General features: G+C 61.4%; 21 protein-coding genes. 10 read left to right on the top strand and 11 right to left on the bottom strand.

Features of this window, described 5'->3' with window-relative positions; translation table 11 throughout:
* Positions 1–111 precede the first annotated feature (111 nt).
* Entirely contained in the window at positions 112–2,034 is a 1,923-nt protein-coding gene (locus tag C4J85_RS26510) for an acetyl-CoA hydrolase/transferase C-terminal domain-containing protein (RefSeq protein ID WP_124411070.1), read from the top strand.
* Between the two features lie 126 nt (positions 2,035–2,160).
* On the opposite strand, the gene C4J85_RS26505 is transcribed toward C4J85_RS26510, so the two are convergent.
* A complete protein-coding gene (locus C4J85_RS26505; protein ID WP_003176890.1) occupies positions 2,161–2,730 on the bottom strand; it encodes a xanthine phosphoribosyltransferase in 570 nt (189 codons plus the stop codon).
* A 58-nt stretch (positions 2,731–2,788) separates the two neighbouring features.
* Complete coding sequence (gene rep / locus C4J85_RS26500) at positions 2,789–4,798, bottom strand: DNA helicase Rep (RefSeq protein ID WP_124364957.1); 2,010 nt, start codon at positions 4,796–4,798, stop codon at positions 2,789–2,791.
* Positions 4,799–5,063: 265 nt separating this feature from the next.
* Between rep and C4J85_RS26495 the strand changes: the two genes are divergently transcribed.
* On the top strand, positions 5,064–6,728 hold the full coding sequence (locus C4J85_RS26495; RefSeq protein ID WP_124368806.1) for a bifunctional diguanylate cyclase/phosphodiesterase: 1,665 nt from the start codon (positions 5,064–5,066) through the stop codon (positions 6,726–6,728).
* Positions 6,729–6,855: 127 nt separating this feature from the next.
* On the opposite strand, the gene C4J85_RS26490 is transcribed toward C4J85_RS26495, so the two are convergent.
* Positions 6,856–8,259 (bottom strand): NorM family multidrug efflux MATE transporter, encoded by a 1,404-nt coding sequence (locus C4J85_RS26490; protein WP_124405866.1) that lies wholly within the window; start codon positions 8,257–8,259, stop codon positions 6,856–6,858.
* A 151-nt stretch (positions 8,260–8,410) separates the two neighbouring features.
* Between C4J85_RS26490 and C4J85_RS26485 the strand changes: the two genes are divergently transcribed.
* Together C4J85_RS26485 and C4J85_RS26480 are read left to right on the top strand one after the other, a co-directional pair.
* Positions 8,411–9,331 (top strand): LysR substrate-binding domain-containing protein, encoded by a 921-nt coding sequence (locus tag C4J85_RS26485; protein ID WP_124364954.1) that lies wholly within the window; start codon positions 8,411–8,413, stop codon positions 9,329–9,331.
* A 178-nt stretch (positions 9,332–9,509) separates the two neighbouring features.
* Entirely contained in the window at positions 9,510–11,486 is a 1,977-nt protein-coding gene (locus C4J85_RS26480; RefSeq protein ID WP_124372269.1) for a methyl-accepting chemotaxis protein, read from the top strand.
* 33 nt (positions 11,487–11,519) lie between these two features.
* On the opposite strand, the gene C4J85_RS26475 is transcribed toward C4J85_RS26480, so the two are convergent.
* Both C4J85_RS26475 and C4J85_RS26470 read right to left on the bottom strand, forming a co-directional pair.
* A complete protein-coding gene (locus C4J85_RS26475; protein WP_124411069.1) occupies positions 11,520–13,016 on the bottom strand; it encodes a YifB family Mg chelatase-like AAA ATPase in 1,497 nt (498 codons plus the stop codon).
* Positions 13,017–13,218: 202 nt separating this feature from the next.
* The gene (locus C4J85_RS26470; protein WP_124364951.1) at positions 13,219–13,482 is read right to left on the bottom strand and encodes an accessory factor UbiK family protein; all 264 of its coding nucleotides are present in this window, start codon (positions 13,480–13,482) and stop codon (positions 13,219–13,221) included.
* A gap of 422 nt (positions 13,483–13,904) precedes the next feature.
* Here C4J85_RS26470 and glnK point away from each other — a divergent pair, with 422 nt between their 5' ends.
* The 4 genes from glnK to sutA all read left to right on the top strand — a co-directional run bounded on the left by glnK (position 13,905) and on the right by sutA (position 16,689).
* Positions 13,905–14,243, top strand: coding sequence for a P-II family nitrogen regulator (glnK, locus tag C4J85_RS26465; protein ID WP_002555808.1), 339 nt, complete (start codon positions 13,905–13,907; stop codon positions 14,241–14,243).
* A 35-nt stretch (positions 14,244–14,278) separates the two neighbouring features.
* Positions 14,279–15,619 (top strand): ammonium transporter, encoded by a 1,341-nt coding sequence (locus C4J85_RS26460; protein WP_124372266.1) that lies wholly within the window; start codon positions 14,279–14,281, stop codon positions 15,617–15,619.
* A gap of 209 nt (positions 15,620–15,828) precedes the next feature.
* Positions 15,829–16,254, top strand: a complete 426-nt coding sequence (locus tag C4J85_RS26455; RefSeq protein WP_124411068.1) for a secondary thiamine-phosphate synthase enzyme YjbQ — start codon at positions 15,829–15,831, stop codon at positions 16,252–16,254.
* A gap of 102 nt (positions 16,255–16,356) precedes the next feature.
* Complete coding sequence (sutA, locus tag C4J85_RS26450) at positions 16,357–16,689, top strand: transcriptional regulator SutA (protein ID WP_124364948.1); 333 nt, start codon at positions 16,357–16,359, stop codon at positions 16,687–16,689.
* A 272-nt stretch (positions 16,690–16,961) separates the two neighbouring features.
* On the opposite strand, the gene C4J85_RS26445 is transcribed toward sutA, so the two are convergent.
* Genes C4J85_RS26445 through C4J85_RS26420 form a run of 6 tightly spaced genes read right to left on the bottom strand, consistent with a single transcriptional unit; the run spans position 16,962 to position 21,544 of the window.
* Positions 16,962–17,657, bottom strand: a complete 696-nt coding sequence (locus tag C4J85_RS26445) for an HAD family hydrolase (protein ID WP_124368799.1) — start codon at positions 17,655–17,657, stop codon at positions 16,962–16,964.
* Positions 17,654–18,553 carry a tyrosine recombinase XerC gene (gene xerC, locus C4J85_RS26440; protein WP_124411067.1) on the bottom strand — a complete coding sequence of 300 codons (900 nt, stop codon included), beginning with the start codon at positions 18,551–18,553 and terminating at the stop codon, positions 17,654–17,656. Before xerC ends, C4J85_RS26445 begins: the two co-directional genes overlap by 4 nt.
* A gap of 2 nt (positions 18,554–18,555) precedes the next feature.
* Positions 18,556–19,272 carry a DUF484 family protein gene (locus C4J85_RS26435; RefSeq protein WP_124411066.1) on the bottom strand — a complete coding sequence of 239 codons (717 nt, stop codon included), beginning with the start codon at positions 19,270–19,272 and terminating at the stop codon, positions 18,556–18,558.
* A 13-nt stretch (positions 19,273–19,285) separates the two neighbouring features.
* Positions 19,286–20,116, bottom strand: coding sequence for a diaminopimelate epimerase (gene dapF, locus C4J85_RS26430; protein ID WP_124368796.1), 831 nt, complete (start codon positions 20,114–20,116; stop codon positions 19,286–19,288).
* A gap of 3 nt (positions 20,117–20,119) precedes the next feature.
* Entirely contained in the window at positions 20,120–21,367 is a 1,248-nt protein-coding gene (gene lysA / locus C4J85_RS26425) for a diaminopimelate decarboxylase (protein ID WP_124411065.1), read from the bottom strand.
* Positions 21,368–21,376: 9 nt separating this feature from the next.
* Positions 21,377–21,544, bottom strand: a complete 168-nt coding sequence (locus C4J85_RS26420) for a lipoprotein (RefSeq protein WP_003195417.1) — start codon at positions 21,542–21,544, stop codon at positions 21,377–21,379.
* A gap of 238 nt (positions 21,545–21,782) precedes the next feature.
* Here C4J85_RS26420 and cyaY point away from each other — a divergent pair, with 238 nt between their 5' ends.
* Positions 21,783–22,115, top strand: coding sequence for an iron donor protein CyaY (gene cyaY, locus C4J85_RS26415; RefSeq protein WP_124364942.1), 333 nt, complete (start codon positions 21,783–21,785; stop codon positions 22,113–22,115).
* A 2-nt stretch (positions 22,116–22,117) separates the two neighbouring features.
* Positions 22,118–22,336 (top strand): DUF1289 domain-containing protein, encoded by a 219-nt coding sequence (locus tag C4J85_RS26410; RefSeq protein ID WP_003176868.1) that lies wholly within the window; start codon positions 22,118–22,120, stop codon positions 22,334–22,336.
* Positions 22,337–22,466 lie beyond the last annotated feature (130 nt).

Genomic DNA, 22,466 nt, shown 5'->3' with positions numbered 1-22,466 from the left:
TCACGAGCGGCTTTTTTGTGCTCGCGATTTGAGTTTCGTGGCTGTTCATTGCAGCAAAGACCCGGCAAGCTCGGTCCAACCCCAATTCATGGAATGTTCGGGAGCAGTCGGATGGTGCAGTTGTGTTCAATCGAGCAAGCAGTTGACGACGTACTGGCGCGCTTGCCGGCGCATATCCACATGGGCATGCCCCTAGGTTTGGGCAAACCCAACCTCTTCGCCAATGCGCTCTACCGGCGTATCGCCAAGCTGCCGGAGCGCGCGCTGACGATCTACACCGCATTGAGTCTGGGCCGGCCGACGATAGGCGACGGGTTGCAGAAGCGCTTTCTCGAACCTTTTATCGAGCGAGTATTCGGCAATTACCCCGAGCTGGATTTCCTCGCTGACCTGCACGCAGACAGCCTGCCGAAGAATATTCGTGTGCAGCAGTTCTTCATGCAGCCCGGCAGCCTGCTCCACAGCGCTGCGGCGCAGCAGGACTACGTCAGCAGCAACTACAGCCATGCCGCGCGGGACATCAACGCCGCCGGCCTGAACCTGGTGGCGCAACTGGTTGCCAGCAGCGCCGAGCACCCCGACCGCCTGAGCCTGAGCTGCAACCCCGATATCACCCTCGACCTGCTGCCGATGATCGCCAAGCGGCGCGCAGCGGGTGAGACGATCCTGATCGTCGGCCAGGTCCATAGCGACTTGCCCTACATGCCCGGCGATGCCGAGTTGGGCATGGACGCATTCGACTACCTGCTCGATGAGAAAGACAGCACTACGCTGTTCTCCACGCCAAACATGCCGGTGGGCTTCCAGGACCACTTTATCGGCCTGCACGCCAGCACACTGGTGCGCGATGGCGGCACCTTGCAGATCGGTATCGGCTCCATGGGCGACGCGCTGACCGCCGCATTGCTGGCGCGCCAGGCCGACAACGAAGCCTATCGATTGCTGCTGACCGACCTGGATGTGTATCAATGGGCGCCCTTGATCAGCCGTGAGGGCGGCGTTGAGCCATTCGCTCGTGGCCTTTACGGTTGCAGCGAAATGTTCGTCAACGGCCTGCTGGTGCTGGCCGATGCCGGAATCATCCGGCGCAAGGTGTACCCGGATGTGGCAACCCAGGAGCAGGCCAACGCCGGGCTGCTCGACGATGCGGCGCAGCCCGATGGCATCTTGATCCATGGCGGTTTCTTCCTCGGCCCGCGCAGTTTCTACCAGCGCTTGCAGGAGATGAGCCACGCCAGGCGGCTGGCATTCAACATGACCCGCATCAGCTATATCAACGAGCTGTACGGCCAGGAAGAGCTCAAGCGCTTGCAGCGCCAGGACGCACGGTTTATCAACAGCGCGATCATGGTCACCTTGCTCGGCGCCGGTGTGGCCGACCAATTGGAAGATGGCCGCGTGCTCAGCGGCGTGGGCGGGCAGTACAACTTCGTTGCCCAGGGCCACGCACTGGAAGGCGCGCGCTCGGTCCTGATCCTGCGCAGCTGGCGCGAGTCGGCCGGGGAGGTCAGTTCGAATATCGTCTGGGAGTACGGCCATTGCACCATTCCCCGGCACCTGCGGGATATCGTCATTACCGAGTACGGGATTGCCGATTTGCGCGGTCAGACGGATGCCCAGGTAATTGAGGCGTTGCTCAATATCACTGACTCGCGCTTCCAGGACGACCTGATTGAGCAGGCGCAAAAGGCCGGTAAGTTACCCAAGGATTTCAAGCTGGACCCGCGTTTTGCCGACAACACACCGCAGCGGCTCCAGGCGATTCAGGCCAAGCATCGACGGCTGTTCCCGGAATACCCGTTGGGCAGTGATTTCACGGATGAGGAGCGGGACCTGTTGCGTGCTCTGAATTGGCTCAAGAGCAAATTCAAGCTCACGGAGATGCTGGAACTGGGCAAGGCGGCGCTGGATGCACCGGAGCCGGAAGCGTTTCCCGAACATTTGAAGCGGATGCGGTTGGATCAGCCGGAGGGGTTGAAAGAGGATCTGTATCAGCGCCTGTTACTCGCCGGCCTTCAGGCCACCGCGCACTAAAAGCCAACATCAGACAAAATGTGGGAGGGGGCTTGCCCCCGATAGTGGTGTATCAGTCACCAAAAAGGTTGGCTGACCCACTGCCATCGGGAGCAAGCCCCCCCCCACATTTTGAGCTGTGTTGAATCAGATAAAGGTTACAACCCCACCCGCCAGCGACTTCACCCGCGCCAGCGACTCAACCCTATAACCCTGGGCATCGAGTTCCGCACGGCCACCCTGGAACGACTTCTCGATCACGATGCCCAGGCCGGCCACGGTCGCGCCGGCTTGCTTGATGATCGAAATCAGCGCCTGGGAGGCTTTGCCATTGGCCAGGAAGTCATCAATAACCAGCACGCGGTCGCTGCTGGTCAGGTGGCGTGGGGAAATTGCCACGGTGCTTTCGGTTTTTTTGGTGAAGGAATATACCGTCGCCGACAGCAGGTTTTCGGTCAGTGTCAGGGACTGCTGCTTGCGTGCGAAGATCACCGGCACGCCGAGGTTCAGGCCGGTCATGATCGCCGGGGCGATGCCTGAGGCTTCGATGGTGACGATCTTGGTGATGCCCGAGTCCTTGAACAGCGCGGCGAATTCATCGCCGATCAGTTTCATCAGCGCCGGATCGATCTGGTGGTTCAGAAAGGCATCAACCTTGAGTACCTGATCGGAAAGCACGATGCCTTCTTCGCGAATTTTCTTGTGCAGTGCTTCCACGGAAAGCTTCCTCTGTTAGCGCAACAGGCGCCGAAAGTAGATTAAAAAGTAGTCGATTCTAGCGCTTTAACATCGCGCGTATATCAGCCAAAGCGCTGTTGCCGCGAACGGCCTTCACCTCGGTCGGGGTGTCGTCGTTGCCTTCCCAGGCCAGGTCATCCGGCGGCAGCTCATCGAGGAAGCGGCTGGGGGCACAATCGATGATCTCGCCGTATTGCTTACGCTTGGCAGCGAAGGTGAAGGCCAGTGTCTGACGCGCACGGGTAATGCCCACGTAGGCCAGGCGCCGTTCTTCCTCGATGGTGTCGGCTTCGATGCTGGAGCGATGCGGGAGGATTTCCTCTTCCATGCCCATGATGAACACGTAGGGAAACTCCAGTCCCTTGGACGCGTGCAACGTCATCATCTGCACACCTTCGGCGCCGTCTTCCTCTTCCTGCTGGCGCTCGAGCATGTCGCGCAGCACCAGCTTGCCGATGGCGTCCTCAACGGTCATTTCACCGTCTTCGTCTTTTTCCAGGGTGTTCTTCAGGGCTTCGATCAGGAACCAGACGTTGCCCATGCGGTAGTCCGCAGCCTTGTCGCTGGAACTGTTGGTGCGCAGCCAGTTTTCATAGTCGATGTCCATGACCATGCTGCGCAGGGCGCTGATCGGGTCTTCGCCGGCGCACTGCTCGCGTACCTTGTCCATGAAGCGCTTGAAGCGCGACAGGCGGTCGGTGAAGCGCGTGTCCAGATGTTCGCCCAGGCCGATTTCGTCGGTGGCGGCGTACATCGAGATCTTGCGTTCAGTGGCGTAGTTGCCAAGCTTTTCCAGGGTCGTCGAACCGATTTCCCGACGTGGGACGTTGATCACGCGCAGGAAGGCGTTGTCGTCATCCGGGTTCACGATCAGGCGGAAGTAGGCCATCAGGTCTTTCACTTCCTGGCGCCCGAAAAAGCTGTTGCCGCCCGACAGGCGATACGGCACCTGGTGGTGCTGCAGTTTCAGCTCGATCAGCTTGGCCTGGTAGTTACCGCGATACAGGATCGCAAAGTCGCTGTAAGGCCGGTCGGTGCGCAGGTGCAGGCTGAGGATTTCCACGGCCACGCGCTCGGCTTCGGCGTCTTCGTTGCGGCAGCGGATCACGCGAATCTCGTCGCCATGGCCCATCTCGCTCCACAGTTGTTTTTCAAACTCGTGGGGGTTGTTCGAGATCAGCACGTTGGCGCAGCGCAGGATACGGCTGGTGGAGCGGTAGTTCTGCTCCAGCATCACCACTTTCAAAGACGGGTAATCATCCTTGAGCAGCATCAGGTTTTCCGGGCGCGCACCGCGCCAGGCGTAGATCGACTGGTCGTCGTCGCCCACCACGGTGAACTGGTTGCGTGTACCGATCAGCAGTTTCACCAGCAAGTATTGGCTGGCGTTGGTGTCCTGGTATTCGTCCACCAGTAGGTAGCGCACCTTGTTCTGCCACTTTTCCAGGATGTCCTTGTGTTCCTGGAACAGTTTGACCGGCAGCAGGATCAGGTCGTCGAAGTCCACCGCATTGAACGCCTTGAGCGTGCGCTGATAGTGGGTGTAGACGATGGCGGCGGTCTGTTCCTTGGGGTTGCGTGCGGCTTCCAGGGCTTCGGCGGGCAGGACCAGGTCGTTTTTCCAGGCGCCGATCATGTTCTTGATCTCGTCGACGCCGTCGTCGCCCGCGTATTCCTTCTGCATGATGTCGGTCATCAGGGCTTTGACGTCGGCCTCGTCGAAGATCGAAAAGCCCGGCTTATAGCCCAGTCGCGCATGTTCCTTGCGGATGATGTTCAGCCCGAGGTTGTGGAAGGTACACACGGTGAGGCCACGGCCTTCGCCACCCTTGAGCAGGGTGCCGACGCGCTCTTTCATTTCCCGCGCCGCCTTGTTGGTGAAAGTCATGGCGACGATGTACTGGGCGCGGATGCCACAGTTCTGGATCAGGTGCGCGATCTTGCGGGTGATCACGCTGGTCTTGCCGGAGCCAGCACCGGCGAGCACCAATAGAGGGCCGCCGACGTAGTTCACGGCTTCTTGCTGCCGGGGATTGAGTCGGGACATACAGAGTTCGGGGAGTCGTTGATCAAAAGGGCGAGCATTTTAACAGGCTGGCAAGTTTCTGCTGCCCTGGATCGACGGTGTGACGTACCACTCGATCTAAATTTGCCGGTTTTGCTACTTTGCCGCAGGATGTGCGGGGTATTGCGACTATTTTTCACAGTCGGCGTGTTTGATAGCACCTATCATTTGTCAGGCATTGGTCATTGTCAGACCGCACGTCATAATGCCACCGCCAACGAATTCTTGCAGAGTCTAGGGAGCTAGCTTGTCTACGCCTGTCGAACCCTTGCGTTTGCTGCTGCTGGCCGATGAGCCTGAGTGGGCAGCGTTGTTGCGCGAGTGCCTGGCGCCGATGGGCGACGGGGCTGTGCTGATCAGCGCGCCCAACTGGGACTCGGTGAGTCGTCTGTTCGACGACGACCACGGTGCGGTGCTCTTGACCACGCCCCCTCTGCAACCCGGCCCGGGCCGGTGCAGCTTGCCGTGTGTATTGTTGCTGGAACAGGAACCATTGGTTGCGCCGCTCGGTGTCAGCGATTGGCTGGTCCATTCCGTGCTGGACGCCGATACCTTGCGCCGCTGCCTGCGCCATGTGCGCGAGCGTGGCGTACTGGAGAACACGTTGCAGCGCCTGGCCGAACAGGACCCGCTCACCGGTATCGCCAACCGCCAGGGTTTCCAGACCTTGCTGGCGGCGCGACTGGCGGATAACGAAGGTCGCGGCCTGGCCCTCGGTCACCTGGATCTGGATAATTTCCGTCACGCCAACGATGCCCTCGGTCATCAGGCCGGCGACCGCTTGATCCTGCAGGTGGTATCGCGGCTCAAGAGCCAGCTTGAAGCCGGTGACCAACTGGCGCGCCTGGGCAGCGATGAGTTCGCGCTGCTGATCGACACCCGTCGTGCGCCCCAGCGCGCCGAGTGGATGGCCGAGCGCATCACCGAAGTCATGGCCGAGCCTTACTGGGTGGACGGTGAAAGCCTGCTGATCGGCTGCAGCCTGGGTGTGGCGCATGCCCGCGCCCGTGCCGGGGCCGACCCGTTGATGTGGCACGCCCATATCGCCATGCAGCAGGCCAAAAGCACCCAGGGCTGTACCTTTCATATCTTCAACGAACGCATCAACCGCAACGCGCGCAGCCTGGCCGACCTGGAAAGCGAATTGCGCCGTGCGCTGCGCCGCGATGAGCTGGAGCTGCACTACCAGCCGCGCCTGGACCTGGACGATGGGCATATTGTGGGCCTGGAAGCCTTGGTGCGTTGGCGCCACGGCGAGCGTGGCCTGTTGCCACCGAGCGAGTTCGTGCCCCTGGCCGAGCAGAGCGGCCTGATCGTGCCGTTGGGGTATTGGGTGATTTCCCGCGCCCTGCGCGACATGCAGGACCTGCGCGAACGCGGCCTGCCGGCGTTGCACATGGCGGTCAACCTGTCGTTTCGCCAGTTTCAGGACAGTCAACTGCTCTCGACACTCAGTCGGCTGATTGCCGAGCGTGGCGTGGAAGCGCAATGGCTGGAGTTCGAGTTGACCGAAACCGCCGTGATGCGTCGCAGCGACCTGGTCAAACAGACCATGGACGCCCTCGGTCGCCTCGGCGTGCGGTTTTCCCTGGATGACTTCGGCACCGGGTTCTCATCGTTCGTGCACCTCAACAGCCTGCCGATTGCCTTGTTGAAGATCGACAAGAGCTTCGTCGGCGGCATGGAAGAGCGCGAAGAGAATCGCAAACTGGTGCACGCCATGATCAACCTGGCCCACAACCTCAACCTGGAAGTGGTGGCCGAAGGCGTGGAGACCGCTGAGCAACTTGCGCTTTTGAGGCTGTTTGGTTGCGATCAAGCCCAGGGCTACTTGATCAGTAAACCGCTGCCATTGGCCGAGCTGGTGGAGTACCTGACGTTTGGCAAGGGCCAGCAGGCGTTGTTGGGCTGAATAAACTCAATCTAAAAATGTGGGAGGGGGCTTGCCCCCGATAGCGGTGTATCAGTCAACACATCCGGTGACTGACAAACCGCCATCGGGGGCAAGCCCCCTCCCACATTTCTAATCGAGTAGGCCCTTAGTGCGTCTGTGCGGCCTGGAAACCAGTTTGTATTTCCGGCTCCTGTCGAATCATCCGTTTCATCTTCGCCTCAAACGCCCACGTCAGGCTCACCGCCGCACAGGCAAGGCCCAGCGCCAGGCCCCACCACACGCCGGTCGGCCCCCAGCCTAACGTGAACGCCATCAACCAGGCCGATGGCGCGCCGATCAGCCAGTAGCAACCGAGCCCCACCAGGAACGTGGTCTTGGCATCCTTGAGGCCACGGATGCAGCCCATGGCAATGGTCTGCACACCGTCGAACAGCTCGAACCAGGCCGCGACGGCCAGCAGGCTGACGGCGAGCACGATCACCTCATGAAAGGCCGGGTCGTCATGGTCGAGGAACAGCCCGATCAGCGGGTCGGAAAACAGCCAGAACACCACGGCAAACCCCAGCATGACCATGGCGCCGAACCCTATGCCGACCCGCCCGGCCAGGCGTGCGCTCAACAACCGCCCGGCGCCATAGTGCTGGCCGATACGCATGGTCACCGCGTAGGACATCCCCGCCGGGACCATGAACGCCACCGAGACGATCTGCAGGGCAATCTGGTGCGCCGCCAACTGCGTACTGCCCATGGTGCCCATGCACAGCGCCGCAAACGCGAACAGCCCGACTTCCACTGCATAGGTGCCGCCGATCGGCAGGCCCAGGCGCCACAGCTCGCGCAGATAGTGGGTATTGAGGCGCAGCAGGCCGGTAGTCAGGGGGTAGGCGGCGTAGGTTCGGTTGCTGCGGATGTACCACATCAGCGCCAACGCCATGCCATTGGCGACGATGGCCGTCACCAGGCCAATGCCCATCAGCCCGAGCTTCGGCAGGCCGAACATGCCTTCGATCAGCGCATGGTTGAGCAGGTAATTGACCACCGTGCCGCACAGGCTGATCACCACCACTGGCGTGGCTTTGCCGATAGCGCTGGTGAAACCGCGCAACGCCATGAAGCTCAGATAGCCGGGCAGGGCGAATGGCAGGAGGGTCAGGAACTGCCCGGCGGCCTGCACGTTGGTTTCGGTCTGGCCGAACAGCAGCAGCACTGGCTTGAGGTTCCACAGCAACAGCGCCGCCGCCAGGGCCATCAACCACGCCAGCCACAGCCCGGATTGGGTCAGGCGGGTGGCACCGTCGATGTCGCCCGCGCCGTGACGGATCGCCACCAGGGTGCCCACCGCCGCAATCACACCGATGCAGAAAATCGCCACGAACGAATAGCTCGCCGCGCCCAGGCCACCGCCGGCCAGGGCTTCGGGGCTCAAGCGGGCCATCATCAGGGTGTCGGTCAGCACCATCAGCATGTGCGCCAACTGTGAGGCAATCAACGGCCCCGACAGCCGCAGAATGGCCCAGAGTTCGGTACGTACCGGATGCTGCATGATCATCACGCTCGACAGGTCAGGGAGGTGGAGAGGGCTGATTCTCGGCGCTTTGGGCGCATTGCACAAAAGGATAAAAGCGATCGTTTGCATGATTAAAACTCATGCCTGAACTATTCTGGTAGGGTTTGCGGATTGCGCTGTCGGAGCTTTCAGAATGTCCCGTCGTCTTCCTCCGCTTTACGCCCTGCGGGCGTTCGAGGCCGCGTCTCGTCACCACTCCTTTACTCGCGCGGCAGAGGAGTTGTCGATTACCCAAAGCGCGGTCAGCCGGCATATTCGTACGCTCGAAGAGCATTTCGCCTGCCGGCTTTTCCAGCGCAGCGGCCGCACCCTGCAGCTCACGGAGGCGGCGCGCTTGTTACTGCCCGGCGTGCGCGAAGGTTTCGCCGCCCTGGAGCGCGCCTGCCATACCCTGAATGCCGAAGATGACATCTTGCGTATGAAAGCACCGTCCACCTTGACCATGCGCTGGCTGCTGGCGCGGTTGAGTCGCTTTCGGGCCTTGCAGCCGGGCAATGAGGTGCAGCTCACCAGTGCGTGGATGAGCATCGATGAAGTGGACTTCAACCAGGAGCCGTTCGATTGCGCGGTATTGCTCAGTAACGGGCACTTTCCCGCAGACTGGGAAGCCAGTTACCTGTTTGCCGAAATGCTGATTCCGGTGGGCGCGCCCAATCTGTTGGATGACGGCCCCTGGGACGTGACGCGGCTGGCAACGGCTGAACTGCTGCATCCGACACCGGACCGGCGCGACTGGCGCTACTGGTTGGAACGCATGGGGTTGGCGTCCCGGGTTTCGCTCAAGGGTGGGCAGGTGTTCGATACGCTGGAGTTGGGCATGATCGCCGCCGCGCGGGGTTATGGGGTGTCCATGGGTGACTTGCTGATGGTGGCCGAGGACGTCGCCCAGAAACGCCTGAGCCTGCCTTGGCCAACGGCCGTCGCCAGCGGGGAAAGCTATTACCTGGTGTGGCCCAAAACCCGCCCCGGTGGTGAGCGCCTGCGGCGTTTGGCGGAGTTTCTCCAGGGCGAGGTGCATGCGATGGTTTTGCCCGAAGTGGCCCGCCTCGAATAAAGGGTTTGGCATGTGTACGGCAATCGTTTGCGCGATACCCCTGTGAATCGCTCAAGTATTGTAAAACTCCGCCGAAGTAGGAGTGTTGGAACCATCGTGCACTTACGTTTCCCACCAGATAATTCGCCGAGCAGCGCTAAGAGATCAGGATGATCCTGGCCTCGGCTCAGGAGCTGTCATGTCTCAACCTCGCGCTCGGATCGCCTCCCAGTTAGGCCTCGCATTGGCCGTGATTCTTGCTGTCGTTATCAGCGGCAGTACCGTTTTCGCTCTACGTTCCCTCGACACCGCCAACCTCGCCACCCGCGAGGAACACCTGGCCAGCGAGGCGCGCCTGCTCGCCGACCAACTCAATACCTTCCACAGCACCTTGCGCGAGAGCACCCAGCGTTTGAGCGGGCTGTTTGAAAAGCGCTTCGGCGCCGGCTTGAGCGTGCGTGCAGACGAGCCAGTCGCCGTGGCCGGTGTGCAAACCCCGGGCCTCTACCTGGGCAGCCAGCTGCTGAACAACAACTTCAGCGAAGTGGATGAATTCAAGGACATGTCCGGCGGCGTGGCCACGGTATTCGTGCGCAGCGGCGATGATTTTGTCCGCATCAGCACGTCCCTGACCAAGCAGGATGGCAACCGCGCCATCGGCACCGTGCTGGACCGCCAGGGGCCGGCCTACCAGCGTGTGTTCAGCGGGCAGACCTACATCGGTCGGGCCGTATTGTTCGATCGCTCGTACATGACCCAGTACAGCCCGGTGCGTGACGCCAGCGGAAAAGTCATTGCGGTGCTGTTCATCGGTTTCGATTACACCGACGAGCAGAAAGCCCAGTTCGACAACCTCAAGCGCTTCCGTATCGGCCAGACCGGCTCCCTCTCGCTGCTGGATGAACAGAAGCACTGGCTGGTGCCGCCGGCCGGTGTACAAGCCTTGGATCAAGCCATTCCGGTGATGCTCGACCTGGCGAAGAAGCCGGGTGAAGGGCGCTTCTGGAGCGACAAGAACGAAGATTTCTACAGCGTTTCGGTACCGTTCGAGGGCGGCCCCTGGGCGGTGGTGGCGAGCATGCCGAAGGCTGAGATTCGTGCAGTGACCTGGGACGTCGGTCTGCGCCTGGTGATCGGCAGCGTGCTGGCCATGCTGTTGGCGGTGGGCGCCACCGTGTGGCTGTTGCGCAGCAAGCTCGCGCCCCTGAGTGACCTGGTGCGCCAAGCTGAAGCGCTCGGTGCAGGCGACCTGAGCGCGCGTCTGAACGTCTCCAGCCATGACGAAATCGGCCAGCTGGCGCGCAGCTTTAACCAGATGGGCGAAGCGCTGTCGACCATGGTTTCGCACATCCGCAAGGCGGCTGAAGAGGTCAACAGCCGTGCCCAGGCGTTGTCCGGTTTGTCTGGTGGTGCCTATGAAGGCATGGAACAACAGTCCGGCGAGATCACCAGCATGGCGGGCGCGGTGGAAGAGTTCAGCGCCACCTCGCTGAATATCGCTGACAACATGGGCAGCACCGAACGTCTGGCCCAGGAAAATGCCCAGCAGACCCGCATCGGGCGTGCCTCGATGCAAGAGGCGTCGTCGTCCCTGGAACATATCGCCACCGCCCTGAACAGCACCGCGACGGTGATCAACACCTTGGGCCAGCGTTCCCAGGAAATCGGCGGCATCGTCGGCGTGATTACGTCGATCGCGGAACAGACCAATTTGCTGGCGCTGAATGCCGCCATCGAAGCTGCCCGCGCGGGCGAGCAAGGCCGTGGCTTTGCCGTGGTCGCCGACGAAGTGCGCAACCTGGCCTCGCGTACCCGCCAGGCCACTGATGAAATTTCCGGCATGATCCAGAGCATCCAGCAGGAAACCGGGAATGCCATCAGCACCATGGAACACGGCAATGTGCTGATGCAGGAAGGCCTGTCGCGCAATGCCGACGTGGCTTCGGCCCTGGCGCGCATCGACGAGCAGAGCCGCTCGGCCGGCCAGCAGTTCGCCGCCATCACTACCGCCACTCAGGAGCAGAGCAGCACCGCGACCTTGCTCAGCAGCAACCTGCAGAGCATTGCGCTGGCTAACAGCGAGCAGCGTGAGGTGGTGTCGAACCTGGCGATCACCGCCAAGGAACTGGAGACCCTGGCGGCGGGCCTGCGGCATGAAGTAGACCGGTTCCGCTAAGCTACTGCCATTCAGAATGCGCGAGCGCATGGCTCACGTGCTCGCCGCCGGACGGTACTGCAAGGCCTCTTGCAGATGGTGGCGAGCGATGTTGTCTGTTTGTTCCAGGTCCGCCAGGGTACGCGCTACCTTGAGCAACCGATGGGCCGCCCGCAGCGACAGCGTCAGTCGTTCGCATGCGCTTTCCAACCAGCCTTCATCGACCTTTGCCAGCTTGCAGTACTCGCGCAACCCCGGGAGGTCGAGGAAGGCGTTGGCGCATCCTTGGCGGCGTTGCTGGCGTTCCCGTGCATCGGCCACTGCTGCGGAAGCTTTCGCAGTGTTGTCACCGGTCTGTTGTGCCGGGCTCAATGCCGTGGCCTCCCGCGCCACGGTCAAGTGCAGATCGATCCGGTCCAGCAACGGCCCGGACAGCTTGTTGCGATAGCGTTGGATCTGCTCCGGCGTACATCGACAACGGCCGCTGGGTTCGCCCAGATAGCCGCAAGGGCAGGGGTTCATCGCCGCGACCAATTGGAAGCGTGCCGGGAAGCTCACCCGGTCGCGGGCACGGGAAATCACGATATGCCCCGACTCTAGTGGCTCACGCAGCACCTCCAGGACTTTGCGATCGAACTCCGGCAATTCATCGAGGAATAATACGCCGTGGTGGGCCAGGGTGATTTCCCCCGGTTGCGGCTTCGATCCGCCGCCGACCAGCGCGGGGCCCGACGCCGAGTGGTGCGGCTGGCGAAACGGCCGTTGCGGCCAATGGCTCAACGGCGCCAGGCTGACCACCGATTGAATCGCCGCGACTTCCAGCGCTTCGTGCTCACTCAGTGGTGGCAGCAACCCCGGCAGGCGGCTGGCGAGCAAGGTCTTGCCGGTGCCGGGCGGCCCGCTGAATAACAGGTTGTGCGCCCCCGCAGCCGCGATCAGCAAGGCACGCTTGGCAGCCAACTGGCCCTGTACCTCACTGAGGTCCGGGTAAGGTTTGTTCAAATACAGCAAGCCGTCCGACTGGTAGGGCTCGATCGGTATATGCCCGTTCAGGTGCGCCACCACTTGCAGCAAGTGGTCCACCGCAATCACCTTCAATCCCGATGCCAGGCACGCTTCCTCAGCGTTCGCCCTGGGCACTATCAAGGTGCGCCCGGCCTTGCGCGCCGCCAATGCGGCCGGCAACACGCCTTTCACCGCGCGTACCGCGCCGGACAGCGCCAACTCGCCCAGGCACTCAACGTCATCGAGCATCAACGCCGGCACCTGCATACTGGCCGACAGGATCCCCAGGGCAATCGCCAAATCAAAACGCCCGCCGTCCTTGGGCAGGTCTGCGGGCGCGAGGTTGAGGGTGATGCGACGCGGCGGATATTGCAGGGCCGAATTGAGAATGGCGCTGCGTACACGGTCCTTGCTTTCCTTTACCGCCGTCTCAGGCAAGCCCACCAGCGTCAGTGATGGCAAGCCATTAGCCATATGCACTTCAACCGTGACGACGGGGGCTTCAACGCCGATCTGGGCGCGACTGTGGACGATGGCGAGGGACATGCTCGATCCTTGAATGGGGCCGCTTCCTGCGGGTTATTCAAGGGTAGACGAGGGTGGGGAAAGCAAAGCAGGGGACGTTTTACAGAACGTATCAGGCAGAGATGCAGGACAAATGTGGGAGGGGGCTTGCCCCCGATAGCGGTGTGTCAGCAAAGCGTTCATCAGCTGAAAAATCGCTATCGGGGGCAAGCCCCCTCCCACACTATTGGGCTGACGGTGGCGTCAGCCGCGCTTCCAGTTCCGCCACTTTTGCCTCCAGGCTTTCCAGGCGCGCACGCGTGCGGGCGAGCACCACCATCTGGCTGTCGAACTCTTCACGGCTCACCAGATCGAGCTTGCTGAAGCCACTTTGCAGCAGTGCCTTGAACTGGCTTTCGATTTCATTGCGGGGCAGCGGAGTGTCGCCGCTGAACAGGCGAGAGGCGTGGCCGCTCAGGGCGTCGAGGAAGTCTTTGGGCGCGAGCATGGGAAATATTCCGGAAAACTGTTGGCAGGCAGTGTATCACGCAGCGTCTATAGTCTTTTCACGGCCCTGACGCGCACGCTTTTCGCGCATCGGGATGGGCGCTTGCGCACTGTTTTGATGCGCATCGCCACCGCCGGAACGCCCCGCGGGTGGGCATGAGTGGGCAATGGACTGATTTCAGTGAGTTTTACGGAGCTGGCAAGGTTTCTGCTTAGACGATCATGACCCATGCACTGATGCAGTCGCTGTGACGAATGCAGTGCGCCGACGGATCAGGGGTACAGGTTTCGTCACCAGTGGTTCGCTGGCGTCGCTACGGTAAATGCCGAGGCGACGATGCGTTACAAAGCCAGGCACTGCGCTTAGACTTGAGACGGGTTTGTTTTCCTGGGGCAAGTCCACCAATTCGGGAGAGAGTTTTCATGAAGCTAGTCACTGCCATCATCAAGCCGTTCAAGTTGGACGACGTACGCGAGTCACTGTCCGAGATCGGCGTGCAGGGCATTACCGTTACTGAGGTCAAGGGCTTCGGTCGGCAGAAGGGTCATACCGAGCTGTATCGCGGCGCGGAATATGTGGTCGATTTCCTGCCGAAGGTGAAGATTGATGTCGCCATTGACGACAAGGATCTTGACCGGGTTATCGAGGCGATAACCAAGGCCGCCAACACCGGCAAGATCGGTGACGGCAAGATCTTCGTGGTCAATCTGGAACAGGCTATCCGCATCCGTACCGGCGAAACCGATACCGACGCAATCTAAGCCGCCAAACCCCAACGCCCCAGGAGAAAAACACTATGACTCTGCGTACATTCGCAGGGCTCGGAGCCCTGTTGTCCATCGTAATGCCAGGCCTTGCAATGGCGGCAGACGAAGTGGCGGCTCCAGTCCTCAACTCCGGCGACACTGCCTGGATGCTGACCGCCACCGCACTGGTGCTGTTCATGACCATTCCTGGCCTGGCGCTGTTCTACGGCGGCATGGTCCGCTCCAAGAATATTCTGTCGGTGATGATGCAATGCTTTGCCATCACTGGCCTGATCAGCATCCTGTGGGTCGTCTACGGTTACAGCATTGCGTTCGATACCACCGGTATGGAGCAGGGCGTCGTCAACTTCAACTCCTTCTTCGGCGGCATGGGCAAGGCGTTCCTGGCGGGGGTCACTCCAGCCAGCATTACCGGGCCTGCGGCGCTGTTCCCGGAAGCGGTGTTCATCACCTTCCAGATGACGTTCGCCATCATCACTCCGGCGCTGATCGTCGGTGCCTTCGCCGAGCGCATGAAGTTCTCCGCGATGCTGATTTTCATGGGCATCTGGTTCACGCTGGTCTATGCGCCGATTGCGCACATGGTCTGGAGCGGCAACGGTGGCCTGATGTGGGACTGGGGCGTGCTGGACTTCGCCGGTGGCACCGTGGTGCACATCAACGCCGGTGTGGCTGGCCTGGTGGCGTGCCTGGTGCTCGGCAAACGTAAAGGCTTCCCGACCACCCCGATGGCCCCGCACAACCTGGGTTACACCTTGATCGGCGCGGCCATGCTGTGGATCGGCTGGTTCGGCTTTAACGCCGGTTCCGCTGCCGCAGCCAACGGCACGGCCGGCATGGCGATGCTGGTTACCCAGATTGCTACCGCTGCTGCGGCGCTGGGCTGGATGTTCGCCGAGTGGATCACCCACGGTAAGCCGAGCGCACTGGGCATCGCCTCGGGTGTGGTGGCCGGCCTGGTTGCGATCACTCCGGCGGCTGGCACCGTGGGTCCGATGGGCGCCTTGGTCATTGGCCTGGCGGCGGGCGTGGTGTGTTTCTTCTGCGCCACTACCCTCAAGCGCAAGCTGGGCTACGACGACTCCCTGGATGCCTTCGGCGTGCACGGTATCGGCGGTATCCTCGGCGCGATCCTGACCGGCGTGTTCGCGGCTCCGTCGATGGGTGGCTTCAACGCCGCTACCACTGACATCGCCGCCCAGGTGTGGATCCAGTGCAAAGGCGTCGGCTTCACCGTGATCTACACGGCGATCGTCACCTACGTGATCCTCAAGGTGCTGGACATGGTCATGGGCCTGCGCGTCACCGAAGAGGAAGAGGCGGTCGGTCTCGACTTGGCGCAACATAACGAGCGCGGCTACAACCTGTAAGTACGCAAAAAAAAGATGCCCGGCTTGCCGGGCATTTTTTTGTCTGGCGTTTGTCTTTGCCTATAGTGGCATGGGTTTTTCGTCAACTTTGTGATGGGATCCACACGGCACTTTTAAGGGTGCGAATGTCTTACAGACATGTAGGCGTATTCGGCACTTTGTTTTTTTCCAGAGCGCGCTAGAATGCGCGCCGATGGGCGGAGAACTGTATGTGGCAACAGACCCTGATTACCCTTCGGGCCAAGCCCCGGGGCTTTCACCTGGTGACGGACGAGTTGCTTGCCGGCTTGCCTGAATTGGAGGCGTGTCGCGTGGGCCTGTTGCATCTGTGGCTGCAGCACACCTCGGCCTCGTTGACGGTCAACGAGAATGCCGATCCGGCGGTTCGCCGTGACTTCGAGCGTTTCTTCAACTTGCTGGTGCCGCAAGGCCATGCAGGGTTCGAACACAACGACGAAGGTCCGGATGATCTGCCGGCGCACTTCAAGGCCAGTCTCCTGGGCTGCCAGCTGAGTTTGCCGGTGAAGGCTGGCCGCTTGGCGATGGGGACCTGGCAAGGTGTTTATCTGGGCGAGCACCGTGATCACGGCGGTGCTCGTAAAGTCCTCGCCACCTTGCACGGTGAAGGGGCATAAGCCACTGGTGATCCAGTGGATGTTGATTTTTTTCCGGCGACCTCGACAGAGGGTGAAGCTGGGCTATAACTAATCTGCTTTTCGCAAGTCATGAGGTAGAACATGAGCGACGATGATCTGGAAAACGACGACCTCGAAGTAGGTGACGAAGACGACACTGAGGAAAGTCTTGAAGCGGCGGCTGATGACGTTGCTGAAGACCTTGATGACAGTGCTGGCGATGATGTCGCGCCCAAAGCCAAAGGCAAGGCCAAGGCGGCTGTTTCGGTAGACGAGCTGCCCAGCGTTGAAGCCAAGAACAAAGAGCGCGATGCCCTGGCCCGTGCGATGGAAGAATTCCTCGCCAAAGGCGGCAAAGTGGTCGAAGTCGAGCCCAACGTGGTGGCTGATCCACCGAAGAAGCCGGATAACAAATACGGCAGCCGTCCTATCTGAGGTCAGCTACCTGCTTGTAAGAAAGAACCCGCCGTCGCTGCGGGTTTTTTCATGCCTGCTGATTTATTCGAGCGTTGTGGTGATCCAGATGTGGGAGGGGCAAGCCCTAATGCCAGTCAGTGAAGGCTTTTTGTAGGAGCGAGCTTGCTCGCGATGAACTCAGGGCTCCCTCGTTCATCCAGAATGAACGCGTTGCCTGGGCGTTTTTCGCGAGCAAGCTCGCTCCTACAGGGAACCCCTTTAAGGCCCCTCCCACATTTGGATCTCTGTCGTTACTGCCAGCTGCGGAGCAATTGCGGTAGCTCCGTCAGGCTGCGAATTTGCGCATCCGGGAGTTTATCCCCTTCCCACGCCTTGCCCGCCGGGTTGAACCAGACGGCGCGCAGCCCCGCCTGTTGCGCCCCGGCAATGTCATCGCCCGGATGATCGCCAACATGCACCGCCGCTTCGGCCTTCACGCCGCCGCGCTGCAATGCCTCCTGAAACAACCGCGCATCCGGCTTGGCGATGCCGATATCCTCGGCACGCAAGGCAAAGTGAAAATAGTCCGCCAGGCCTACGCGTTGTACGTCGGCATTGCCATTGGTGATCACCCCGAGCAGGAAGTGCTGGCGCAGCGCTTTGAGCATCGGCTCGGCTTCGGGGAAGACGGTGAGTTGATGCCGCGCATGAATGAACGCTTCAAAACACACGTCGGCCATTTCCGTGGCTTCAGGCTGTGGATAACCTGCCTCCTCAAACGCATGCATCAACACCCGATGGCGCAGGATACTGATGCGGTGTTTGAGTTCAGGATGACGTTGCAGCACCTGTTGGCGCAGGCTGGCGAAATGTTCCAGGGGCAAGTCGCCGACCTTGGATGCGTTGAGCGCCAACCATTCGCGCATTGACGCTTCGGCGCTGATGATGACGGGTACGTTGTCCCAGAGCGTGTCGTCCAGGTCGAAGGTGATCAGCTTGATGCTCATGAGTCGCTGCCCTTGATGCGTTTGGCCCGTGGATGGGCGCTGTCATACACCGTTGCCAGGTGCTGGAAGTCGAGGTGGGTGTAGATCTGCGTGGTCTTTATGTCGGAGTGGCCGAGCAGCTCCTGTACCGCGCGCAGGTCCTGGGACGACTCCAGCATATGGCTGGCAAAGGAGTGCCTGAGCATATGCGGGTGCAGGTTCTGCCCCAGTTCGCGCTCGCCGGCGGCTTTTACGCGCAACTGAATGGCCCGTGGCCCCAGGCGTCGGCCCTGTTGGCTGATAAATACCGCGTCGTCTTGCGGATTGGCCAGCGCCCGCAACGGCAACCACAGTTGCAGGGCTTCACGGGCTTTTCTGCCGACCGGCAGCACCCGCGTCTTGCTGCCTTTACCCAGCACCTGCACCAGCCCATCCGCCAGGTCGAGTTGATCGAGGTCCAGTCCGGTCAGCTCGGACAGGCGCAGGCCCGAGGAGTAGAACAACTCGAGGATCGCCTGGTCGCGGTGCGCCAGGAAGTCATCCTCGACCGCACCATCGAGCAGTTGCAGAGCGCGGTCGGTGTCCAGGGTCTTGGGCAGGCGGCGCTCGCCTTTGGGCGGCGACAGGCCATTGGCCGGGTCGTGGTCACACAGGCCTTCGCGGTTCAGGTAGTGATAGAGGCCGCGCACCGCCGACAGCAGGCGCGACAAACTGCGGGAGGACTGGCCTTGCTGGTGCAGCCGTGCGACCAGGCTGCGCAGGCTCTGGATATCCAGGGCTTTCCAGCTGGCAATCTGCTGCTTTTCGCAATAGGCCAGGACCTTGTTCAAGTCCCGCCGGTAGGCTTCCAGGGTATGAGGCGACACCTGGCGCTCGTTGCGCAGGTGAGCGCAGTAAGCGTCCAGTTGCCGTTCCATGGCTAGCGCACCGCGCGCAGGGCAGTGGTGAAACGCGGCAATACGCGGCCCAGCACTTCGGCGATGTAGGTCAAAAACAGGGTGCCCACCGAGCTTTTGTAATGCGCAGGATCGCGGCTGGCGATGGCCAGTACGCCATGCAGGCCTTGATGGCTGAGGGCGACCACGGCGGTGGAGCCGATCTGTTGGCGCTGTTCGGCACCAAACAGGAAGTCCAGTTCATGCTCGCGCAGGGTGCCGCTGATGGTCTTGCCTTCGGAAAGCAGGCCGCCGATGGCCGTTTGCGCTTCGCCACCGCTGACCCAGCGACCCACCGGCATCGGGTTATCGCTGAACAGGATCAGGCTGACAAACGGCACCTGGAAGTCCTGGCGCAGGCTGTCTTCCACAGCTATCACCGTTTCTTCCAGGCTGGCGGCGTCCAGCAGGGTCAGGATCAGGCGACGGGTCTTGTCGAACAGGCGATCGTTGTCGCGGGCCACATCCATCAGGTGCGAGAGCCGGTGGCGCATTTCGATATTGCGCTCGCGCAGGATCTGCATTTGCCGCTCCACCAACGACACGGTATCGCCGCGCTGGTGAGGGATGCGCAATGCCGGGAGCAATTCTTCGTGCTCGACGAAGAAGTCCGGATGAGCCTCAAGGTACGCCGCGACAGCAGCGGCCTCCAGGCTTTCACTTGGGGTTATGTGTGCGGGTACTTGAGGCTTATCGGTCATTGGCTTGGCTCACTCATAGACGGACCTGTCCTTCGTATACGCGCGAGGCCGGCCCGGTCATCATCACCGGGTGGCCAGGGCCTGCCCATTCGATGGACAAGCGCCCACCCGGCAGGTCGATCAGCAGCGGTGAATCCATCCACCCCTGGCTGATCGCGGCCACGGCAGCGGCGCAGGCACCGGTGCCGCAGGCCTGGGTTTCGCCGGCGCCGCGCTCCCACACACGCAATTGCGCGCGGGAACGGTCGATCACCTGCAGGAAGCCCACATTGACCCGCGCCGGAAAGCGCGGGTGATGCTCGATCTTCGGCCCCAGTTCATGCACGGGCGCATTGTTGATGTCATTGACCCGCAGCACCGCATGGGGATTGCCCATGGACACGGCGGCGATATCCACGCGGGTACCGTCCACCTCCAGCGCATAACTGAGGGCCTGCTCGGGCGCCTGGAACGGAATGTCCGCCGGCACCAGGCGTGGCGCGCCCATGTTGACGCTGATCTGGCCGTCACTGCGGATATCCAGTTCGATCACGCCGCCCTTGGTTTCGACGCGAATCTGGCGCTTGGCGGTCAGGCGCTTGTCCAGCACGAAGCGCGCAAAGCAGCGCGCACCGTTGCCGCACTGTTCCACTTCAGAGCCATCGGAGTTGAAGATCCGATAACGGAAATCCACCTCCGGGTTGGTCGGCGCTTCCACCAGCAATAATTGGTCGAAGCCGACACCGGTATGCCGGTCGCCCCATTGTTTGGCGTGCTTGGGCAGGATGTGTGCGTGCTGGCTGACCAGGTCGAGAACCATGAAGTCATTGCCCAGCCCGTGCATCTTGGTAAAACGCAGCAGCATGGCTTACTCCGGCAGCAGGCTTTCGCCAGCATACAACTCGGCTACCGTCTCGCGGCGACGCACTTCGAACGCTTGATCACCGTCCACCAGCACCTCGGCGGCTCGCCCGCGCGTGTTGTAGTTGGAACTCATGACAAACCCATAGGCACCGGCCGAATGCACGGCCAGCAGGTCGCCTTCCTCCAGGGCCAGCTGACGATCCTTGGCCAGGAAGTCGCCGGTCTCACAGATCGGGCCTACGATGTCGTACGCGCGCGTTTCGCTGGCGCGAGGGACCACGGCGCTGACATTCATCCAGGCCTGGTACAGCGCCGGGCGGATCAGGTCGTTCATCGCCGCGTCAACGATGGCGAAGTCCTTGTGTTCGGTGTGCTTGAGGTACTCGACCTGGGTGAGCAGCAAACCGGCATTGGCGACGATGTAGCGGCCCGGCTCGAACATCAGCGTCAGGTCGCGGCCTTCGATACGCTCGCGCACCGCCTTGATGTAGTCGGCGATCAACGGCGGTTCTTCATCGCGATACCGCACGCCCACACCGCCACCCAGATCGATGTGGTGCAGGTAGATGCCGCAATCGCCGAGGCGGTCGATCAGCGCCAGCAGGCGGTCGAGCGCATCCAGGAACGGCGGCAGGGTGGTCAGTTGCGAGCCGATATGGCAGTCGACACCCAACACGTCCAGGTTCGGCAATTGGGCGGCGCGGATGTACACGTCTTCGGCGTCGGCAATGGCGATGCCGAACTTGTTCTCCTTGAGGCCGGTGGAAATGTACGGGTGGGTGCCCGCATCGACGTCCGGGTTGACGCGCAGGGAGATCGGCGCGCGAACGCCCATTTCGGCGGCCACGACCTGCAGGCGCTCCAGCTCGTCGGTGGACTCGATGTTGAAGCAGTGCACACCCACTTCCAGGGCGCGGCGCATGTCTTCGCGGCTCTTGCCGACGCCGGAGAACACGATCTTGTCGGCCTGGCCACCGGCGGCCAATACACGTTCGAGTTCGCCACGGGACACAATGTCAAAACCAGCACCCAGACGCGCCAGGACATTGAGTACACCCAGGTTGGAGTTGGCTTTCACCGCGTAGCACACCAGGTGCGGCACGCCTTCCAGCGGGTCGGTGAACGAGCGGTATTGCGCTTCGATATGTGCACGGGAATACACATACGTCGGGGTGCCAAAGCGCTCGGCAATCGCAGACAGCGCCACGCCTTCCGCGAACAGCTCGCCGTCCCGGTAGTTAAAAGCGTCCATGAGGGTCCCTTAGTAAGTGTCGTGCTTGTGCGCTTTCGATGGCTTTTGCGACGACTGCGCCTGTTCGTTCGGGTCTTTGCTGTCGTCGGGCAGGTACAGCGGGCCTTTTTGACCACAGGCACTAACGAGGCAAGCGACCGCGACGAGCGCAGCAAGGGAAGAGATCAGGCGCTTCATGGCGAAATCCTTGAATATGCATTAATTGCGCCCGAGTATACCGACCACCCGCCAGCTTGCCTATGCGCCGCAATACCCGTCCGGCGGGGGTTTGCTGAGAGGGTCGGGAAGCGGACTACGCTGTTTGAGGATATTTCACGCCGTCAATCGCGTTGAAATCGGTATCCTTTGCAATCGGCGGGGCGCGTCCGTATCGTGCGGCGCTTGAGCAGAACCAGACACTTTTGAGGTTGCCACAATGAGTTTGACCGAAGCCCGTTTTCACGACCTGGTGGATGCCACCCAGGAGAAGCTGGAAGATATTTTCGACGACAGCGACCTGGATGTGGATCTGGAAAACTCGGCCGGTGTGCTGACCGTCAAATTCGAGAGCGGCCAGCAACTGATCTTCAGTCGCCAGGAACCGCTGCGTCAGTTGTGGCTGGCGGCGCGCTCCGGTGGCGTTCACTTTGACTATGACGAAGACAGCGGCAAATGGCAGTGCGACAAAAGTGAAGAGTTGCTGGGCGAGATGCTCACGCGGCTGGTCGAGGAATATACCGGCGCCGAGCTGGACTTCGACGAGATCTGACAGTGACCCAGCCTGCTCCCGTACGCCCGCCCAAGCCGCTGTTCAGCAACGTCAGCCCGGCGGTGCCGTCGCCTTGTATCAGTTTGTGTCGCCTGGATGAGCAAAAAGTCTGCCTCGGCTGCTTCCGGCATGTCGAAGACATCCGTGAATGGCGCTCCGCCGACGATGCCCGGCGTCGAGTGATCTGCGCGCAGGCCGAGCAGCGCCGGGCCCACGCCTGACGCCATCTTGTTTATTTGTGACGCTGTGGTAGTGTCCGGGTACGCCTCAACTCATCGAGGCCCGTGAGAACCCCGCCTTTTCCTGGCGGGGTTTTGCTTTTTTGTGCAGAAAAAAGGAGTCTGCCTGAAT

The sequence above is a fragment of the Pseudomonas sp. R4-34-07 genome (assembly GCF_003852375.1).
Lineage (GTDB): Bacteria > Pseudomonadota > Gammaproteobacteria > Pseudomonadales > Pseudomonadaceae > Aquipseudomonas.
This window is presented reverse-complemented; position numbering and strand designations above follow the sequence as displayed.

Coding starts and splice junctions, on each gene's coding strand:
- dapF (WP_124368796.1), bottom strand. CDS start 20,116: ATGCTGCTGCGTTTTACCAAGATGCACGGGCTGGGCAATGACTTCATG.
- lysA (WP_124411065.1), bottom strand. CDS start 21,367: ATGGACGCTTTTAACTACCGGGACGGCGAGCTGTTCGCGGAAGGCGTG.
- sutA (WP_124364948.1), top strand. CDS start 16,357: ATGAGCGACGATGATCTGGAAAACGACGACCTCGAAGTAGGTGACGAA.
- glnK (WP_002555808.1), top strand. CDS start 13,905: ATGAAGCTAGTCACTGCCATCATCAAGCCGTTCAAGTTGGACGACGTA.
- C4J85_RS26470 (WP_124364951.1), bottom strand. CDS start 13,482: ATGCTCGCGCCCAAAGACTTCCTCGACGCCCTGAGCGGCCACGCCTCT.
- C4J85_RS26485 (WP_124364954.1), top strand. CDS start 8,411: ATGTCCCGTCGTCTTCCTCCGCTTTACGCCCTGCGGGCGTTCGAGGCC.
- C4J85_RS26460 (WP_124372266.1), top strand. CDS start 14,279: ATGACTCTGCGTACATTCGCAGGGCTCGGAGCCCTGTTGTCCATCGTA.
- xerC (WP_124411067.1), bottom strand. CDS start 18,553: ATGGAACGGCAACTGGACGCTTACTGCGCTCACCTGCGCAACGAGCGC.
- C4J85_RS26510 (WP_124411070.1), top strand. CDS start 112: ATGGTGCAGTTGTGTTCAATCGAGCAAGCAGTTGACGACGTACTGGCG.
- C4J85_RS26455 (WP_124411068.1), top strand. CDS start 15,829: ATGTGGCAACAGACCCTGATTACCCTTCGGGCCAAGCCCCGGGGCTTT.
- rep (WP_124364957.1), bottom strand. CDS start 4,798: ATGTCCCGACTCAATCCCCGGCAGCAAGAAGCCGTGAACTACGTCGGC.
- C4J85_RS26420 (WP_003195417.1), bottom strand. CDS start 21,544: ATGAAGCGCCTGATCTCTTCCCTTGCTGCGCTCGTCGCGGTCGCTTGC.
- C4J85_RS26490 (WP_124405866.1), bottom strand. CDS start 8,259: ATGATCATGCAGCATCCGGTACGTACCGAACTCTGGGCCATTCTGCGG.
- C4J85_RS26435 (WP_124411066.1), bottom strand. CDS start 19,272: ATGACCGATAAGCCTCAAGTACCCGCACACATAACCCCAAGTGAAAGC.
- C4J85_RS26475 (WP_124411069.1), bottom strand. CDS start 13,016: ATGTCCCTCGCCATCGTCCACAGTCGCGCCCAGATCGGCGTTGAAGCC.
- C4J85_RS26445 (WP_124368799.1), bottom strand. CDS start 17,657: ATGAGCATCAAGCTGATCACCTTCGACCTGGACGACACGCTCTGGGAC.
- cyaY (WP_124364942.1), top strand. CDS start 21,783: ATGAGTTTGACCGAAGCCCGTTTTCACGACCTGGTGGATGCCACCCAG.
- C4J85_RS26480 (WP_124372269.1), top strand. CDS start 9,510: ATGTCTCAACCTCGCGCTCGGATCGCCTCCCAGTTAGGCCTCGCATTG.